An 18757-nucleotide genomic window follows, 5' to 3' on the forward strand; every position below is an offset into this window, starting at 1 on the left:
AACTACTCGTCCACCTTGAGGATCGCCATAAAGGCCTCTTGCGGGACCTCGACCGAACCGATGGCCTTCATGCGCTTCTTGCCCTCTTTCTGCTTTTCGAGCAGCTTGCGCTTACGCGAGATATCGCCGCCATAGCACTTGGCCAAAACGTCCTTGCGGCGCGCCTTGACGGTCGAGCGGGCAATGATCTTGTTGCCGATGGCACCCTGAATTGGCACCTCGAACAGCTGGCGCGGAATAATTTCCTTAAGCTTGTCGCACAACCCGCGGGCCAGGCCATAGGCCTTGTCCTTGTGCACGATAAACGAAAGCGCGTCCACCTCGTCGCCCGAAAGCAGGATATCGAGCTTGACGAGCTCGGAGGGACGATACTCGTTGAACTCATAATCGAGCGACGCATAGCCCTTGGTGCGGCTCTTGAGCTGGTCAAAGAAGTCCAGGATGAGTTCGGCGAGCGGCATGTCGAAGCGCATCTCGACCGATTTGCTCGTGAGGTGGATCATGTCGGTCGTAATGCCGCGGTGCTCGATAGCGAGCTGCATGACGGCTCCCGTATACTCGGGCGGGCAGATAATCTTGGCCTTGAGGTAGGGCTCCTCAATGCGCTCGATGCGCGTAGCCTCGGGCAGATCCTGCGGGCTGCGGACATCAATCATCTCGCCGTCGGTCTTGTAGACGTGGTAGTCCACCGAAGGGCTCGTGGCGATGAGGTCCAGGTTGAACTCGCGCTCCAGACGCTCCTTGACGACCTCCATATGCAGCAGGCCCAAGAAGCCAACGCGGAAGCCAAAGCCGAGCGCCACCGAGGTCTCGGGCTCCCACACCAACGACGGGTCGTTGACATGCAGCTTATCGAGAGCGTCACGCAGGTTCTCGTAATCCTTGTTGTCGATCGGGAACAAGCCCGTGTAGACCATGGGCTTGGCCTCACGGTAACCGGGAAGCGGCTCAGGGCAGGGATTCGACGCCCACGTGAGGGTATCGCCCACGCGAACGGCCTCAGGGTCCTTCAGGCCCGTGACCACGTAGCCCACCTCACCGACCGTCAGCGCGTCGACCGGAGTCTCGGCGGGGCGCTTGACGCCCACGCCATCGACCAAAAAGTCGCCCTCGGCCTGCATCATGCGCAGGGTATCGCCCTTCTTGATGGAGCCGTCAAAGACGCGGACCGTGGCGACGACGCCGCGGTACTCGTCAAAATACGAATCCAGGATGAGCGCCTTGAGCGGCGCCGTCGCATCGCCCTTGGGCGGTGAGATCAAAAAGACGATGGACTCCAGCAGGTCATGGATGCCCTCGCCGGTCTTGCCCGATACGCATACGGCATCGTCGGCAGGAATCGCCAGGTCATCCTCGATCTCGGTCTTAACCTCGTCGGGGTGTGCCGACGGCAGGTCGATCTTGTTGATAGCGGGCACGATATCCAGGTTGGCGTTCATGGCGAGCGTCGCGTTGGAGACGGTCTGCGCCTCGACGCCCTGCGTGGCGTCGACGACGAGCACCGCACCCTCGCAAGCGGCAAGCGAACGCGAGACCTCATAGGTAAAGTCCACGTGGCCCGGCGTATCGATCAGGTTGAACTGATACGTCTCGCCATCGTCGGCGTCATAGGAAACGCGAACGGCATTGGACTTGATCGTGATGCCGCGCTCGCGCTCGATATCCATGGTGTCGAGCAGCTGCGATTCCATGTCGCGCTCGTCGACGGTATGGGTGAGCTCGAGGATGCGGTCACTGATCGTGGACTTGCCATGGTCGATGTGCGCAACGATCGAGAAGTTGCGGATGTGGGAAATGTCAATTGAAGTATTCATGCGGACTATCTTACCCGAGCGGTACAAAAAATGGAGCCTGTTCCATAAAACAGGCTCCATTTATGCGCGTAATCTGTGTGGTGTGAAATTTACAACTTAGGCGTTGATGCTGTTCACGAGCTTGGCAAGACCGGACTTGCGGTTGGAAGCCTGGTTCTTGTGGATAACATGCTTGGCGGCAGCCATGTCGAGACGCTTGGTGACGGTCTTGAGGGCAGCCTGGGCCTTCTCGGCGTCGCCCTCGGCGACGGCGGACTGGACGTGCTTGGTCAGCGTCTTGAGCTCGGACTTGACAGCCTTGTTACGCATGCGAGCTGCCTCATTGGTGCGGATACGCTTCTTCTGAGACTTGATGTTTGCCACTTCTGGAGTTCCTTTCGAGTTCCTTGCAAAAAATGTATGACACCTCTGAGACACGGTGAGGTCATGCAAGCGCCTACTATAGCACGCTCCCCCTCAAAGGGATAGAACGAATTTGTCAAATAGACAGGTATCATCACGATTTTCTCAAGATGTTCGTAATCCAGAGCAAAAGCGCGTTCTGAGAATCGGCCGAACCCTTAAGAGCGAGCTCCACATCGACCGCGCCCTCGAGCGCCGCGACGAGCTCCGCCATCGAAAAGCGGCGTGCCCAGGTCAGGTGATTCTTAACCTGCCAGGGTTGAAGCTTGAGCGTCGCGGCAAGCTCGCGACCCTGCCCACGCGCATCGAGCGCCTTGGCGACGATAAGCTCGCGAATGCGTCCGCACAGCAGCGTGTAGGTCCACACATAGCTCTTGGCGGGTAGCAGCCCAAAGAGCTCAAGCGAGCGGCGCATATCACGAGCCGAGACCGCGTTGAGAAAATCCCAGGGCTGAACTTCGGCCGTGCGCACGATCCAGCGTTCCACATCGGCAAGCTCAATTTGCGGCGCATCGACCATCTGGGCAAGCTTGGCCAAGTCGTTATCGAGCATGCGAGTGTTTTCACCCGAACGCGAGACGAGTTCCTCGGCGGCCGCCGTCGAGATCGACTTGCCGTGCTGCGTCGCCATCTGCTGCACGCGGCGCGGTAGCTCCCAGCGCTTGGTGCCGGAGCAATCGATCACGGCCTTCTTGTCGATCTTGGCGATCGCCTTATACAGGCGCGTGTTCTTGGCAAGCGAGTCGGCGATGATGAGACAGACCGTTGTGGGGCTTGGACTCGCTAAATACTCGACAAGCGGCTCCGAGACCGCCTTGGCGAGCTTTGAGCAGCCGTCAAGGATTACCAAGCGAAACTCGCTGCCCATGGGAAAAGTGTTGAGCGATCCGATAATGGACTCGATATCGGGGTCCTTGGTCATGTCGCGCTCGTCGAGGTTGAACTCGACCATACCCGACTTTTCCAGACGTGCTTTCATACGCGAGACGGCGTGGTCGCGCTTGACTCCGTCGGTACCGACGATCAGATATGCCGGCAGCAGACCGGTTTCAGACATCGCGCTCCCCTCCCGCAGGCTCTCCTGTTCGTACCGTGCCATTCTATCCCACGGGTTGGTCCCGCGCCAACGGCAGCATCACGGTCGCTGACATCGCATGGCAAAACCGGCCGCAGTCGGCGAGACGGTAATGTCGCCCCTCTCGATAGTGCATGCGAACGCGCCGCCCGCATCGCTAACGGCATCGATGCAGGCATCGGATGGATGGCCGTAGCGGTTGCCCTCGCCCGCGCTCGCAATAGAGAGCTCGGGCTTAAGGGTTTCCAGCAGGTCTGTATCGACAGAAACTTTTGAGCCGTGATGCCCCAGCTTGAGCACATCGATATCACCCACCTCCTGTACAAACTCGCACTCCTGATCGAGCTCGGCATCACCAGTGAGGAGCATACGCAGGCTTTTGCCTTCCTGAGCATAGGAGAGCAGCAAGACAAGCGAGTCCTCATTGCCCTCACCGTCAACCGTATCAAACGGCCACATCACACGAGCCCGAAATGCGCCGATATCGACTGTGTCTCCGCGAGCCACCTGCCGATACGTGACGCCTGGGCGATTCAGAACCTCAGCAGGCGCACTGCCCAGCGCATCCGCCGCAACCGCAATGGTTCCCACCGAAAACCGATCGAGCACGTCGGGAAGACCGCCCCAATGGTCTTCATCCCAATGTGTCACGAAGACGGCGTCGATATGGTGGACGTTATTGCGAACCAACGCCGACACCACGCGCGCGTCGAGCCCACAGTCGACGAGCGCCACGGCGCCACCCTGACGAACCAGAATCGCATCGGCCTGGCCAACATCAAGGACTGTCACCGAAGGCGGCGCACATCGATCCCAATAGACATACGGAACGCCCGCCGCAAGCATCAAACACAGCAGCCCCACTGCCATGGGCCGCGCGCTGGGGCGTGGCCACAAGACCAAGAGGACCACCAGCGAAAAAGGCACCACGTATACCAAGGGCGTATCGGGCGGCACGCTTACGGATGCGCCCGGAACGGCAGCAAAGAGCTGCTCAAAGAACAGGGCACAGCGAGCGATAGCCATGGGCACCACAAGCGCCCCGTGACGCAAGAGCGGCACAAGCGAGCAAGGCACCAGCACAACCGAAGATGCGAGCAGCACGCTTATCACCGGACCGATCACGGCATTTGCAAGCGGGGCAATGAGCGAAAACATCCCAAATGCGGGAATGGTTACGGGAAGTGTCGCGAGCTGCGAGCACAGCGTGACGGACAAAATACTGGCAACCCCCGATGGCACGCCCAGCTCGCCCAAGGCGTAGGTAGCGTAGGGGCAAAAACAAAGGATGGCAAAAACACTGGCGCACGATAGCTGAAAACCCATCTCGAACAATACTGTCGGCCGCAACAACATAAAGATTGTCATGGTCAAAAATAGAGCCGAAAGGCCATGCCGACGACGTCCGGCGCCGTTGACGACAAGCGTCACCGCCACCATACAGCACGCGCGCACGGCCGAGGGCGAAGCGCCCGTAAAGACGGCATAGGCAGCGAGGGCCAGCACCAACAGCCCCCTCTGCAGCCCACGAGAGAGGCGAGTCTTTTGCAGGGCGCTCTCAATCACAAACCCAACGATGGCAAGATGGCTGCCCGAGACGGCGATAAGATGTGCGGTGCCCGTTACCGAAAACAAATCGCCCGCCGGCTGAGCACGCAGCTCGGAGGAGCGTCCGCAGACAACGCCGGCAATGAGCGAGCGCGCCGGATCGGTCTCGGGCGCGATAGTGGCAAGGAGCTCGTTTCGCAGCCAGGGCAACAGCCCCGGAAAGCCCTCGTCAACCGATACCAACCGGATGACCTTAACTTTTCGAAGCTCGCCCCGAAGCACGCGTGAGCGCCCATACGCATCATTCTCAAAACGCGAAATTCGACCGATAGCTTGCACATGCGAACCGGCGCCGAGCTCACGATCACACGACAGCCGTATCTCGCCCAAGCGCTTTTCGCCCGCATATGAATCACAGGTATAGGAGTACGTCCCGTCATTGATGGATGGGTCACCCTGTACAACAAACTCAAGACTGCTCGCAGCTCGATTATCCAGTGCCGTCGAAGCACGCAGCGCCCCTATCGCCCAACCCGCGGACACGACCGCTCCCGCCAGGAGGCCGAGAGCCGCGGCATACAGCCATCGCCTCCACCGCACAAGACGCATACAAAACCGAGCCAATACGATGCACGCGGCAGCCGCAACGGGAATGGCCATAAGCAATGTGACGGGCGCTGCCCGCTCTCCCAGCAGCAAATCGGCTGCCACGTTAAGTACCAGGCCGCAGCTCGCACACAAGCCAGAACAAAGGGCCATCGTCCACGGCATCAGGGGCCGCGGCGGCATCACATGCTCGCACTCGGACACACTCATACGCAGATGCAATCTTTAATTTTGGCGAGCTTTTTCTCACCGATCCCCGATACGCGCATGAGGTCATCGACCGAGGCAAAGGCCCCGTTTTGAGTCCGCTCATCGATAATCGACTGGGCCGTAGAAGGCCCGATGCCCGAAAGCGTCTGCAGTTCCGCCGCACTTGCCGTATTGATATTCACAAGCCCCGACGAAGACCCCGCACCAGCAGTCATGGCAGCACCGCTTTCGACCCCGCCGACCGCCGCAGCCGCTTGTTGCTCCCCCACCATCGGAACATAGATCTTTTGACCATCTGTGATCTTGGACGCACGATTAAGCCCTGTCACATCCGCCTCAGCCGTAAGCCCTCCGGCGGCATCGATCGCTTGGGACACCCGCGCTCCGTCTTTGAGCCGGTACACGCCAGGCCTCGCAACGGCGCCATCGACATCGACGTACACCTCAGCAGCAGAAGAACTCTTGGCAGACGACTCATCGGCATCATCAGGTAACCCATCCCCGGCCCCGCGCACATCCGAGGCGCCCGCCTCATCACTACGCTCAAACGACACGCCGCTGGAGCGGCTACCAAAACTTGCCATCGCCAAGCCGCTCGCGGCGGCAATGACAATCAGAATCGCCACGACCATCGCCTTATGGCCGAGCAGCTTTTCTGCCCAGCGGTCCATCCGTTTAACCCGTTCGTGTTGCTCGCGTTGCGCCATAGCAAACACCTCCCAACATCATCGTGTCAGGAAACGAGCGCCGTAGCCTCCGCACGCCCACACCGGTTATCGAGGTCAAACCAAAAGCTGACCAAAACCTTGCAGGATAGTGTCCATTTATTCAGATACACGTCGACAAATGAACCGTTTATCGCCTAATGCCCAGGTAGATTAAGACCGACGATGCAAATGCACCGCCGGTCTATACACAACATTATTCGTGATCTTGTTAAATCTCACGTGGAGCAAGCTGAGGATGTTTACGTTTTAAGGTCTTAGGGGCCTTGTACGTGTTGCTCTCGAAGTCGATGTACTCGGTCTGTTTGAGCAAGCGCTCAATCATCTCCTCGTGATCGAACAGCTCCCACGCCTCATGCACGGCATCGAGTTTTGCGTGCGTCTCGGGGCGGCGCGGCATAAAGAGCGTGCAGCAATCGGGAGCAGCCTCGGTCGAGATATCGAAGGTACCGATTTCCTCGGCACGCGCGATGATCTCCTGCTTGTCCGAACCGATCAGCGGGCGGAACACGGGGATCTTGACGGCCTCGTTGACGGCCATAATGTTCTCGAGCGTCTGGGAGGCAACCTGACCGAGCGATTCACCGGTCACGATAGCCTTGGCGCCCTCGATATGCGCAATGCGCTCGGCAACCGAATACATAATGCGGCGATACATGATCACGCGCAGGTTGCTGGGGCAGGTGACGGAAATCTCACGCTGGCAATCGCCAAACGGCACCACGTACAGGCGGCCGATCTGGACGCCCGGCGCAAGCGCACGGATAATGTCCTGCACCAAATACTCGCTCGTATCGGGTGTCTGCGGACGACCGGAGAAATGTACCGGCACGCACACCGCGCCGCGACGCGCGAGCATCCAGGTCGCCACCGGAGAATCGATGCCCGACGACAGGAGCGTCACAACCTTGCCGGCGGAACCCACCGGCAGACCGCCCACGCCGCGCTCGGAGCGCGCATATACGTAAACGCTACCCTGGACCACCAGTACGTGCACCATCGCGTCGGGGTCGTGCATCTGGACCTTTTTATCGGGGAAGGCCTCGCACAGTACCTCGCCAACCTGACGATTGATATCAATCGAGGTGAGCTCGTAGTCGGTGTTAGAGCGTTTGGCATGCACCTTAAACGAATCGAAAGGACCAAACTCGCGCAGCGCCTTCACGGCGGCGGCGCAGTACTCCTGCGGGTCGCGGTTGGTGTGATATGCCAGGGACACGCGGGCAACGCCGGGGACGGTGCGAATGACACGCGCCGCCTCGTCGGCCTGATGCTCGTTAAAGGTCACGAGGATATAACCGGAAATTCGAGACACGGCATTCACGGAAAAGGCGGCCAAGGCCGCCTTGATGTTATCCATGAGGATATGCTCAAAATGTGCGCGGTTCTTGCCCTTCAGTCCAACCTCGTGATAGTGGACCAGGCAGACGCGAGCTGCCATTTAGGCTTCAGCAACCTTGTGGCCGAGCGCCTTCTTGTAACGAGCCTCGTCGTAGGAGATATCGCCGTCGACAATCTCGTCCATAGCCATCGAGATGGTATCGGCGCCGGAGAGGCCAATGGTAATATCATCGACATCCTGAACGGCAAGCACGCGGTTGTGCTGGCCGCGCAGCATGCTGTTAATGTCGCAGGCGCGCTTGGAGGCAAGCGAGGCGAGCAGGAAGCGGTTGTGATCGGTCTTCTCCAGAAGATCGTCAATACAAGGCTTTACAACGGACACGGACCTCAGATCCTTTCATGCATATCGAGAACGCGAACGAGCTCATCGGTCGCGCGGTCGAGATCGTCATTCACCACGACGTCGTCGTAGCGGTCGGCAAGGGCAAGTTCATCGGCGGCGTTTGCCATGCGCAGCTCGATCGTCTCGGGCGTCTCGGTACCGCGACCGACCAGGCGATCGCGTAACACCTCAAGCGAAGGCGGCTTGATAAAGATCAACACGGCCTCGGGGAAACGCTCCTTGACCTGCAGGGCACCCTGGACATCAATCTCCAAAATCAGAGACGAGCCAGAGGCGAGCTTGGATGCGACCTCGCTCACCAACGTACCGTAGCAGTTACCGTGGACCTCGGCCCACTCAACAAACTCACCGTTTGCCACGCGGCGGTCGAACTCCTCGCGCGTCAGGAAAAAGTAGTTGACGCCGTCGACCTCACCTTTACGTGGCGCTCGCGTGGTAGCCGAAACCGTCAGGCCCAGGTTCGAGCGGCGCTCGCGCACACGAGTGACGAGCGTCCCCTTGCCTGCACCTGACGGTCCAGAAATCACAAAGAGCTTTGAATCCTGAGCGCTCACTTATTTGGTCAGCTGCTCGAGGAGCTGCTCGCGCTGACGGACGCCGAGGCCCTGGACGCGACGGGTAGCGGAGATGCCGAGCTCCTCCATGATCTTGGCGGCCTTGGCCTTGCCATAACCGGGCAGAGACTCGATGAGGGTGGAAACCTTCATGCGGGAAGCGATGGGGTCATCGGAGTTGAGCACGGACTCGAGAGACTTCTCGCCCTTCTTGATCTGCTCGCGAAGCTCAGCGCGGGCGTGACGTGCGGCGGCAGCCTTCTCAAGAGCCTGCTTACGCTGCTCGTCGGTAAGCTGAGGGAGTGCCATTCGAACCTCCAAATAGTTGGGTTATATCTGATGCAATAATTGGCATTTTAGCACGTCAAACGCACTAAATGCCCAATCGACGGCTCCATAGGTTAGACGATACCTGCGAAAAGTGCAATATACGGAGGTCAAAGTTGAGCCCCTGACCTGTGATTCCACACAAAGGATGGGAAAGTTTTCGCAGGCACAAGGGCTAATTTGTGCTAATAAGACCCAAAAGTGGTGACTTGAGGGAATCTTTTACGCGACGTTTTCGACCAGCTCGGCGACGATGGCGTCAAAGGCCGCAACCGGATCGTCGGAGCCGGTAATAGGACGGCCCACCACGATGTGGCTCGCACCGCGCTCGATAGCCTGGGAAGGTGTCGCCACACGGGATTGATCGCCCAGGGCGGCACCCACCGGACGCACACCCGGAGTCACGATCAGCGCGTCGGGGCCGAGCAGCTCACGCATGTCGTGAGCCTCCATCGGCGAGCACACGATACCGTCGATGCCGTTGGCCTGAGCGAGCTTTGCCAGGCGAGCGGCCTCCTCGGCCACGGGCGACTCGACGCCGATCTCCGCCAGCGCATCCTGATTCATGCTCGTAAGTACGGTGATGGCGACGAGCTTGGCGCGGTCCTCGCGCGCCTCCTCGGCACCCTCGCGGCAGGCAGCGAGCATGGCGCCCGAACCCAAGCCGTGGACCGAGAGCAGGTCGGCACCGGCAAGCGAGGCCGAACGAGCGGCACCGCGCACCTGATGCGGAATGTCATGGAACTTAAGGTCGAGGAAGACCTTAAAGCCCAAATCCTTGAACGTCTTGACGATCTCGGGACCCTCGGCGTAATAGAGCGTCATGCCCACCTTGAGCCAGGCGGCATGGCCCGAAAGCTCGTGGGCGAGCTCGAGTGCGCGCTCACGGTCGCAGTCGAGGGCGACGATAACACGGTCGCGGGCATCGGTCTCTAGCATTCGAACGCACCTACCAGCTCGTTGATGTCCTTTACGCCCTGGGACTCCGCCCAGGCCTCGAGCTCGTGCGCGATCTTAAGCGAAGCACACGGGTCGACGAAGTTGGCCATGCCGACCGACACGCAGGTGGCGCCGGCCAGGATAAACTCGGCCGCATCCTCGCCGGTCATGACACCGCCGACACCGTTGATGGGGATATCGACGGCCTGGGCGACCTCCCAGACCATGCGCACGGCGATGTGGTGGCACAGCGGGCCCGAAAGGCCGCCCTTGGGCTTGGCCACACGGGACTTGCGGGTGTGCACGTCAATGGCCATGCCCTGGATGGAGTTGATGACCGAAAGGCCGTCGGCGCCGGCAGCCTCGAGGGCGCGGGCGATCTCGGCGACGTTGACCGGAGCCATCTTAACGAACAGCGGCTTATCGGTCACCTTGCGGCAGGCAGCCATAACGGAAGAGGCGCCCTCGGGCGTGGAGCCCATGGCGGCACCGCCGGCGGCAATGTTGGGGCAGCTCACGTTGATCTCATAGCCGGCAGCCCAGGGGCACAGCTCGACATACATCTCGAGCGCGCGCACGAACTCATCAACGGAGTGACCGGCAACCTGGCAGATGACCTGGCAACCGTCCTTGGAGAGCTGCTCGAGCCACGGACCGGACTCGCGGGCGAAAGCGGCCACACCGGGGTTCTGCAGGCCCACGGAATTGATCATGCCGCCGGGGATCTCGGCCATGCGGGGTGCGGGATTGCCGGGCCAGGGCTCGGCAGCGCAACCCTTGGTGGTGATGGCACCCAGCTGGGAGACATCAAAGAAGTTCTGGAACTGCCAACCGTAGCCAAAGGTACCGGCTGCGGTGTTGATGGGGTTCTGCATCTTGACGCCGCCGAAATCGACGGACATGTTCACGGTACCCACTAGAAGACCACCACCTTGGAAGCATCAAACACGGGGCCGCACATGCAGGCACCCTTCATACCGTCGACCGTCTCGACATTGCAGGTGTTGCAGGCACCAAAGCCGCAGCTCATCATGCGCTCGAGCGACACCTCGCAGTACGCGCCGGCCTCGGCGGCAGCGGCGGCGACTTTCTTCATCATAACGGCGGGACCACAGCTGGCGACGTAATCGTAACCGCCCTTGCCGAGCAGCTCAGCGGCAGGATCGGTGCATAAGCCGTGCGTACCCAACGAGCCGTCGTCGGTGCACACGTTGACCGTGGCCCCCAGCGCGCGGAACTCATCGACGCCCACGACCTTGGACGCGGTGCCAAAACCCAGGCACACGTCAACGGCCACGCCCTGCTCGGCAAGCATGCCAGCGAGGCACAGCACAGGCGGAACACCGATGCCGCCCGCCACGAGCAGTGCCTTCCTGGTGCCCTCGGGTACCAGCCAGCCGCGGCCGCCAGGGCCCAACAGGTTGGACTTGGAGCCGGGGCCCATCTGCGACAGACGACGGGTGTCGTCGCCCACGACGGCGTACCACAGCTCGACGGTACCGGCCTCGGCGTCAGAGCGATAGAAGCTCAAGGGCACGCGAAGCAGCGAAGAGGCATCGCCGGGCACGGCGATGTTCACAAACTGACCGGGCTTGAGCGCACTTGCAAGCTTGGGGGCCGAAATAACGAGCGAGAAGATGCCGTCGGCGATCTCCTGGTTCGAGACGACCTCGAAGTCGTGCATGCGTGCAGTGGAAGGTGTGGGCATAGACGCTCCAATCCCCCATGCAGTTGCATGGACCAAACGAACAGAAAGCGCGGCACCGCAAGGGCACCGCGCGCAAAAGCGATAAGGCTATGCTAGCAGATGCAGCCGTCGGCAAGCGTCTGTTTACCGCCGACAAACACATCGGTGGCACGACCGGTGAGCGTGCGGCCGGCAAAACCGGAGTTCTCGGCGCGCGACTCGTAACCGTCCTCGCCGACCGTCCAGGTAACAGACGCGTCGAAGACGGTCAGGTCGGCAACAGAGCCCGCCTTGACCTGAACCTGGTCGAGGCCCAGGATCTCACGCGGCTTAATAGCCATGAGCTCGACCATGCGGCCCATGCCCATCTTGCCCGTGTTGACCAGCTCGGTGAGCACGAGCGACAGCGAGGTCTCGAGGCCAATCATGCCAAAGGGCGCGAGCTCGAACTCACGGGCTTTCTCCCACGGCGTGTGGGGAGCGTGATCGGTGACGATGACGTCGACGGTGCCGTCGATGACACCCTGGCGGATGGCCTCGGCATCCTCGTCGGTACGCAGCGGCGGGTTAACCTTGAGCGAGGTGTTGTAGGTCTCGTCCAGGTCGTTCTCGGTCAGGAACATGTGATGCGGGGTGGCCTCGCAGGTAACCTGAACGCCAGCGGCCTTGCCGGCACGCACGAGCTCCAGGCCATGGGCGGTGGAGATGTGCTGGATGTGCAGCTTGGCACCGGTCAGTTTTGCGATCTCGATGTCGCGGGCGATCTGGAGCTCCTCGCCGGCAGCCGGCCAGCCCTCGAGGGCCAGACGAGTCGAAACCTTGCCCTCGTTGATCTGGCCGTGGCCGACCAGGTCCTCGTCCTGGCAATGGCTCATGAAGACCTTGCCGAACATCTTGCCGTAGTCCATGCAGCGACGGAGCATGCCTGCACCCTGCACGCCGCGACCGTCGTCGGTGAAGGCGACGGCGCCGTGGGCGACCATATCGCCCATCTCGGACATAGCCTCGCCCTTAAGACCGCGGGTCATGGCGCCAGAAGGATAGACGCGGCAGTGGCCGACCTCGGCAGCGCGGGACTTGACGAACTCAACAACGGTACCGTTATCGGTAACGGGGTCGGTGTTGGGCATGGCGCACACGCCAGTGAAGCCGCCCTTGGCAGCTGCGCGGGTGCCGCTCTCGATGTCCTCTTTGACCTCGTAGCCGGGCTCGCGCAGGTGGACGTGCATGTCCACCAGGCCAGGGACAAGGTACTTACCGGAAAGGTCGCGGACCTCGGCTCCCTCGGCGGCGAGGTTCTCGCCGACCTCGGCGATCTTGTCGCCGTCGATCAGGACGTCAACGACACCGTCAAGCTCGACGGACGGATCGACGACGTGGGCATTCTTAAGAAGCAAGGCCATTATCGGCACCTCCAAGCAGCAGATACAGGATAGCCATACGCACGCAGATACCGGCGTAGACCTGCTCCAGGATGACGGAGCGTTGCGGGTGGTCGGCCATATAGGAGTCGAACTCGACGCCGCGGTTGATGGGGCCCGGGTGGCAAATGATCGCGTCGGGCTTCATGAGCTTCTCACGGTCCTTGGTCAGGCCGAAGAGCTTGTGGTACTCGCGAATGGTCGGGAACGGGGCACCCTCGAGGCGCTCCTGCTGTACGCGCAGCATGTAGACGACGTCCAGCTCGGGCAGGACGGAATCGAGGTCGCTCGTCACGTGGTCGCAGCCCAGAACCTCGGGCGCCGGCGGCAGCAGCGTGCCGGGGGCGACGGCGTAGGTCTCGCAGCCCATGATCTTCAACGCGGGGATCAGCGAGCCGCAGACGCGGGAGTGGGCGATGTCGCCGACGACGGCGACTTTCAGACCGTGGAAGTCACCCTTGTGCTCCCAGATGGTGTACAGGTCGAGCAGAGCCTGCGTGGGGTGATTGTGCTTACCGTCACCGGCGCAGATAACACTCGCGGGCGAATTCTGCGTGACGATGTAGGGAGCACCGGCATGTTTGTCGCGCACGACGATGCAGTCGATCTTGTAGGCGTTGAGCGTCTCGACGGTATCGACGAGGCTCTCGCCCTTGACCGTGGAGGTCGAGGAGCCGCCAAAGTTGAGGCTGTCGGCCGAAAGACGCTTCTCGGCGAGCTCGAAGGAGCTGCGGGTACGCGTCGAGGGCTCGTTGAACATATTGACGATGGTCTTGCCCTTGAGCGTGGGGACCTTCTTGATGGCACGCTCGTTGACCTCGGAGAACGCCTTGGCGGTCTCGAGGATGAGCTTGATGTCCTCTTCGGAGTACTCGGTAATGTCGATCAGGTGCTTATGATTGAACGCCACGGTACTACTCACCTCCCAGCGGCGCGGAGCCCACGTGGGAACCCGGCGCGACGTCGTTGATCTCGACAGCGGTACGGCCGTCGACTTCCTTCATATATAGGTGCACGTTCTCCTCGTGCGAGGAGGGAACGTTCTTGCCGACAAAGTCCGGCGAGATAGGGAGCTCGCGGTGACCGCGGTCAACGAGAACTGCCAGCTCGATGCGGCTCGGACGGCCCAGGTCCATAACGGCGTCCAGAGCGGCGCGGATGGTGCGACCCGTGTACAGGATGTCGTCCACCAAAACGACGCGCTTGCCGTCGACGCTGAAGGGAATGTTGGTAGCGTGGATCGCGGGAGCGAAGTTAGTCGCATAGTCATCGCGATAGAAGCTGATGTCCAGGCTGCCGAGCGGAACGTCAACCCCCTCGATCTCCTTGATCGCCTCGGCGAGCTTCTTTGCCAGAAGGTCGCCGCGCGTGACGATGCCGACCAGAGCGAGGTCTTCACAGCCCTCGTTGCGCTCGAGAATCTCGTGCGCGATGCGGGTCATCGCTCGGTTGACGGCGGTCTCGTCCATGATGACCGCCTTGGGGGAAGTCGTGCCCATAGATCTCCTTCCTCACATGTCTTGACTGCTGATACAGTCAAAAAAATAGATGCCCGACCGCTCAAAGCGGACCAGACACCCACAGGAAGGACTGCTCTATGGCAGCAATATAAATCCATGTGGGTATCTCGTACCCCTTTAATGGTCAAGGGATAGTGTAGCCAACCCCGAGCTTAATTGCGAGCATTAATACGGAGCAATCCGCAAACGGACTCAACGCTCCATAAACCTATATATATTTGCGGGACAAGCTTGAAAACGTCGATGCGAGCTGGCATAATCCCCTCTGCTACACGCATAACGGATCTACGTCCAGGGCCGTAGCGTGGGCACTATCGCCATAAGAGAAATATCTCTGTGTAGATTACGCACAGGGAGCTGCTTCTGTGCTATAGTTCAGGCTTGTTTGTTAACGCGACATGTTCGTTTGTCGCCCAAGGAGGGTCAGTTATGTCCAAAGTTTGCGAAGTTTGCGGTAAGCACCCCGTTGCCGGTCGCTCCATCAGCCACTCTCACCGCGTCACCAACCGTAAGTTCCGCCCCAACATCCAGCGTGTCTACGTCGTCGTCGATGGTCACCGTCGCAAGATGAACGTTTGCTCCACCTGCCTTAAGTCTGGCAAGGTTGCGCGCTCCTAAATAAGGTCTTACCAACAAGTACCTCGGACTCTCCGGGTCAAAGACCTCGCGTTCACATAGAACTTACCAAAGGCGTCCTCTCTTGTGGAGGGCGCCTTTTTGCACTCATTGGGGACAGGCTTACATGGGTGTTTTTACTCATTGGGGACAGACATGATGCGTGTCTGCGGCGCCCCGACTAGCTCCGGTCCCTGCCTCACGCAGCTTCCTTCCAGCCTGCAGTGGCCTTGGTCACACTTGTAGCGCCGATACCGGTGATACGGGCAATTTGCTTGACCGTGAGATGTGCCTGCCGGAGCCTCAGCAGGCAGGCATCGCGTTCGGGGCGTGGCAGGGCCTTAAGCAGCGTAGGATCTATGCTCGGCAGGACTTCGCGCGCAACGGAAAGGGCCTCCTCATCGGGGATCCGACGGCGTGGAAGAACCTCCACCGACCAGATGCGCCCGGCAACTTCCTTGAGATGCTCGCAATAGCAACGGGAGCCTCCGACAATATCGAGCATAGGGGCCGCATCACAAATGTCAAAGGGATCGTAGCCCAGCTGATAGGCCTTGAAGCTTGACCAACGGTACGCCTCGAGTGAGTCGAGCGAACCTTTCACAGGATTGAGATGGATATAATCGAGCAACTGTACCGCCATAACAGGTCCAGAACAGCGAAATGGCAAAACTATGTCTGTCCCAAATGAGTGAAAGCACTCATATAAGTCTGTCCCCAATGAGCGGGCCGATGCCAGGCGATATTTTTAATTAAAACGATTCAACTAGTTGAAGCGTTTTAGTGTGCCTTTTACGGGAATCTTACCGTTCGCCGAATAATTTCTTGCTATCATGCAACACGTAGGGTAAATCTCCGATCGCAAGGAGACACAAATGGTGAAAAAGTCACCGGAAAACACTACTCCCGCAATTGTGGACAACGTAGAGGCGCTTGAGGCTAAGCTCGCTCAGATGCGAGAGGCCCAGGCGCTTTTTGCTACGTACACGCAGGAGCAGGTCGACAAGATCTTCTACGAGGCCGCCATGGCCGCCAACAAGGCTCGTATCCCGCTGGCGAAGATGGCGATCGAGGAGACCGGTCGCGGCGTTCTTGAGGACAAGGTCATCAAGAACCACTACGCCGCAGAGTACATCTACAACGCTTACAAGAACACCAAGACCTGTGGTGTCATTGAGCGCGACGAGGCCTACGGCATCACCAAGATCGCTGAGCCCATCGGCATCGTGGGCGCCGTCATCCCGACGACCAACCCCACCTCCACCGCGATCTTCAAGACGCTGATCAGCCTGAAGACCCGCAACGCCATCATCATCTCCCCTCACCCGGCTGCCGCCAAGTGCACCATCGCCGCCGCCAAGCTCGTGCTTGACGCCGCCGTCAAGGCCGGCGCCCCCGAGGGCATCATCGGCTGGGTCGATGTCCCCTCCATCGAGCTGACCAACATGGTCATGCGCGATGTCGACATCATCCTCGCCACCGGTGGCCCGGGCATGGTTAAGGCCGCCTACTCCTCGGGCAAGCCCGCCCTGGGCGTTGGCGCCGGTAACACCCCGGTCGTCATCGACGACACCGCCGACGTGCTGCTCGCCGTCAACTCCATCATCCACTCCAAGACCTTCGACAACGGCATGATCTGCGCCTCCGAGCAGTCCGTGACCGTCATCGACACCATCTATGACCAGGTTAAGGCCGAGTTCCAGAAGCGCGGCTGCTACTTCGTCAAGCAGGGTGCCGAGATGGAGGCCCTGCGCGGCGCCATGTTCAAGAACGGCGCTCTCGATCACCGCATCCCCGGCATGGCTGCCGCCAAGATCGCCGAGCTCGCCGGTATCGAGGTTCCCGCCAAGACCAAGATCCTGATCGCCGAGGTCACCTCCACCGACCCCGCCAAGGAGGAGTTCTCCCACGAGAAGCTCTCCCCTGTCCTGGCCATGTATCACGCCAAGGACTTCCAGGAGGCCGTCGACAAGGCCGAGCACCTGGTACTCGCCGGTGGCCCGGGCCACACCGCCTCTCTGTACGTGCATCCCGCCCAGGCCGATAAGATCAGCCTGTTCGAGCATGTCATGAAGGCCTGCCGTATCGTCATCAACACCCCGTCCTCGCACGGCGGCATCGGTGACCTGTACAACTTTGGCATGAAGCCGTCTCTGACCCTGGGCTGCGGCTCCTGGGGCGGCAACTCCGTCTCCGAGAACGTTGGGGTGAAGCACTTGATCAACGTTAAGACTGTGGCCGAGCGCCGTGAGAACATGCTGTGGTTCCGCGCTCCCGAGAAGGTCTACTTCAAGAAGGGTTCCACGCCCGTCGCCCTCGACGAGCTGGGCAGCGTCATGGGCAAGAAGCGCGCCTTTATCGTCACCGACCAGTTCCTCTTCAAGAATGGCAACACCCGCGCCATCGAGGCCAAGCTCGACGAGATGGGCATCGCCCACGACTGCTTCTACGACGTCGAGCCCGATCCGTCGCTGCAGTGCGCACGTCGCGGCGCCAAGCAGATGGCTCTCTTTGAGCCGGACGTCATCATCGCCGTCGGCGGTGGCTCCGCTATGGACGCCGGCAAGATCATGTGGATGATGTACGAGCACCCCGAGTGCAAGTTTGAGGACATGGCCATGGACTTCATGGACATCCGCAAGCGTATCTTCACCTTCCCCGAGATGGGCAAGAAGGCCTACTTCGTCGCCGTCCCGACCTCTTCGGGCACCGGTTCCGAGTGCACGCCGTTCGCCATCATCACCGACAAGGAGACCGGCATCAAGTGGCCGCTCGCCGACTACGCGCTGCTCCCCAACATGGCTATCGTTGACGCCGACAACTGCATGACCGCCCCGCGCGGCCTGACCGCCGCCTCCGGCATCGACGTCATGACCCACGCCATCGAGTCCTATGTCTCCATCATGGCCTCCGACTACACCAAGGGCCTCTCCGAGCGCGCTGCCAAGCTCGTCTTCGAGAACCTGCCCTCCAGCTTCGAAAACGGCGCCAAGGACCCGCATGCCCGCGAGGAGATGCACAACGCCTCCTGCATGGCCGGTATGGCCTTCGCCAACGCCTTCCTGGGCCTCAACCACTCCATGGCCCACAAGCTCGGTGCCTTCCATCACCTGCCCCACGGCATCGCCAACGCCATCATCCTGACTCGCGTCATGCGCTACAACGCCGCCGAGGCCCCCGTCAAGATGGGCACGTTCTCCCAGTATCCTTACCCCAACGCGCTGCACAACTACGCCGAGATGGCCAAGTACTGCGGCATCGAGGGCAAGGACGACAAGGAGGTCTTCGAGAACTTCATCACGAAGCTCGAGGAGCTCAAGGACTTCATCGGTGTCAAGAAGACCATCGCCGACTACGGTGTTGACGAGCAGTACTTCCTCGACACCCTCGACGAGATGACCGAGCAGGCATTCAACGACCAGTGCACCGGCGCTAACCCGCGCTACCCGCTCATGAGCGAGATCAAGGAGCTCTACCTGGACGCCTACTATGGCCGCGAGCCCCAGGACTACGCCGTCTGCTAGTTTTTAGCACGGTTATTTCGGCGGGGGTGAACGGGCGCACGCACGC

Annotated in this window: 18 protein-coding genes; 2 read left to right on the forward strand and 16 right to left on the reverse strand. The window is 60.4% G+C overall.

Annotation, left to right across the window (positions count from 1 at the left end; translation table 11 throughout):
* Window positions 1-2: 2 nt before the first annotated feature.
* The 15 genes from lepA to pyrR form a co-directional block, all read right to left on the reverse strand.
* Window positions 3-1814: a translation elongation factor 4 gene (gene lepA / locus ACTM86_RS02810; RefSeq protein WP_154516289.1), complete on the reverse strand. Its 1812-nt coding sequence runs from the start codon at window positions 1812-1814 to the stop codon at window positions 3-5.
* Between the two features lie 96 nt (window positions 1815-1910).
* Entirely contained in the window at window positions 1911-2177 is a 267-nt protein-coding gene (rpsT, locus tag ACTM86_RS02815) for a 30S ribosomal protein S20 (protein WP_022094714.1), read from the reverse strand.
* A 133-nt stretch (window positions 2178-2310) separates the two neighbouring features.
* Complete coding sequence (gene holA / locus ACTM86_RS02820) at window positions 2311-3273, reverse strand: DNA polymerase III subunit delta (protein ID WP_427747932.1); 963 nt, start codon at window positions 3271-3273, stop codon at window positions 2311-2313.
* A 78-nt stretch (window positions 3274-3351) separates the two neighbouring features.
* Entirely contained in the window at window positions 3352-5382 is a 2031-nt protein-coding gene (locus ACTM86_RS02825) for a DNA internalization-related competence protein ComEC/Rec2 (RefSeq protein WP_441036903.1), read from the reverse strand.
* 269 nt (window positions 5383-5651) lie between these two features.
* Complete coding sequence (locus ACTM86_RS02830) at window positions 5652-6362, reverse strand: helix-hairpin-helix domain-containing protein (protein WP_441015498.1); 711 nt, start codon at window positions 6360-6362, stop codon at window positions 5652-5654.
* 229 nt (window positions 6363-6591) lie between these two features.
* Window positions 6592-7821, reverse strand: coding sequence for a tRNA uracil 4-sulfurtransferase ThiI (gene thiI / locus ACTM86_RS02835; RefSeq protein ID WP_441015499.1), 1230 nt, complete (start codon window positions 7819-7821; stop codon window positions 6592-6594).
* Complete coding sequence (locus ACTM86_RS02840; RefSeq protein WP_370450597.1) at window positions 7822-8103, reverse strand: DNA-directed RNA polymerase subunit omega; 282 nt, start codon at window positions 8101-8103, stop codon at window positions 7822-7824. It abuts the gene before it with no gap.
* Between the two features lie 5 nt (window positions 8104-8108).
* Window positions 8109-8678: a guanylate kinase gene (gene gmk / locus ACTM86_RS02845; protein WP_370450596.1), complete on the reverse strand. Its 570-nt coding sequence runs from the start codon at window positions 8676-8678 to the stop codon at window positions 8109-8111.
* On the reverse strand, window positions 8679-8987 hold the full coding sequence (gene mihF / locus ACTM86_RS02850) for an integration host factor, actinobacterial type (RefSeq protein ID WP_006236130.1): 309 nt from the start codon (window positions 8985-8987) through the stop codon (window positions 8679-8681).
* A 240-nt stretch (window positions 8988-9227) separates the two neighbouring features.
* Window positions 9228-9944 (reverse strand): orotidine-5'-phosphate decarboxylase, encoded by a 717-nt coding sequence (pyrF, locus tag ACTM86_RS02855; RefSeq protein WP_427747926.1) that lies wholly within the window; start codon window positions 9942-9944, stop codon window positions 9228-9230.
* A complete protein-coding gene (locus ACTM86_RS02860; RefSeq protein ID WP_427717595.1) occupies window positions 9938-10846 on the reverse strand; it encodes a dihydroorotate dehydrogenase in 909 nt (302 codons plus the stop codon). Before ACTM86_RS02860 ends, pyrF begins: the two co-directional genes overlap by 7 nt.
* A gap of 14 nt (window positions 10847-10860) precedes the next feature.
* On the reverse strand, window positions 10861-11628 hold the full coding sequence (locus ACTM86_RS02865) for a dihydroorotate dehydrogenase electron transfer subunit (RefSeq protein ID WP_154516544.1): 768 nt from the start codon (window positions 11626-11628) through the stop codon (window positions 10861-10863).
* Between the two features lie 116 nt (window positions 11629-11744).
* Complete coding sequence (locus ACTM86_RS02870; protein ID WP_154516264.1) at window positions 11745-13034, reverse strand: dihydroorotase; 1290 nt, start codon at window positions 13032-13034, stop codon at window positions 11745-11747.
* Window positions 13018-13962 carry an aspartate carbamoyltransferase catalytic subunit gene (locus ACTM86_RS02875; RefSeq protein WP_035138537.1) on the reverse strand — a complete coding sequence of 315 codons (945 nt, stop codon included), beginning with the start codon at window positions 13960-13962 and terminating at the stop codon, window positions 13018-13020. The genes ACTM86_RS02870 and ACTM86_RS02875 overlap by 17 nt, the downstream gene beginning before the upstream one ends.
* Window positions 13963-13966: 4 nt before the next feature.
* On the reverse strand, window positions 13967-14551 hold the full coding sequence (gene pyrR / locus ACTM86_RS02880; protein ID WP_138374176.1) for a bifunctional pyr operon transcriptional regulator/uracil phosphoribosyltransferase PyrR: 585 nt from the start codon (window positions 14549-14551) through the stop codon (window positions 13967-13969).
* A 450-nt stretch (window positions 14552-15001) separates the two neighbouring features.
* Here pyrR and rpmB point away from each other — a divergent pair, with 450 nt between their 5' ends.
* Window positions 15002-15190 (forward strand): 50S ribosomal protein L28, encoded by a 189-nt coding sequence (gene rpmB / locus ACTM86_RS02885; protein WP_022094725.1) that lies wholly within the window; start codon window positions 15002-15004, stop codon window positions 15188-15190.
* Between the two features lie 196 nt (window positions 15191-15386).
* On the opposite strand, the gene ACTM86_RS02890 is transcribed toward rpmB, so the two are convergent.
* Window positions 15387-15830, reverse strand: coding sequence for a hypothetical protein (locus tag ACTM86_RS02890; protein ID WP_441015500.1), 444 nt, complete (start codon window positions 15828-15830; stop codon window positions 15387-15389).
* 232 nt (window positions 15831-16062) lie between these two features.
* Between ACTM86_RS02890 and adhE the strand changes: the two genes are divergently transcribed.
* Complete coding sequence (gene adhE, locus ACTM86_RS02895) at window positions 16063-18711, forward strand: bifunctional acetaldehyde-CoA/alcohol dehydrogenase (RefSeq protein WP_427795671.1); 2649 nt, start codon at window positions 16063-16065, stop codon at window positions 18709-18711.
* Window positions 18712-18757: the final 46 nt, after the last annotated feature.

This window comes from Collinsella sp. HCP3S3_E11, assembly GCF_052067375.1.
GTDB lineage: Bacteria > Actinomycetota > Coriobacteriia > Coriobacteriales > Coriobacteriaceae > Collinsella.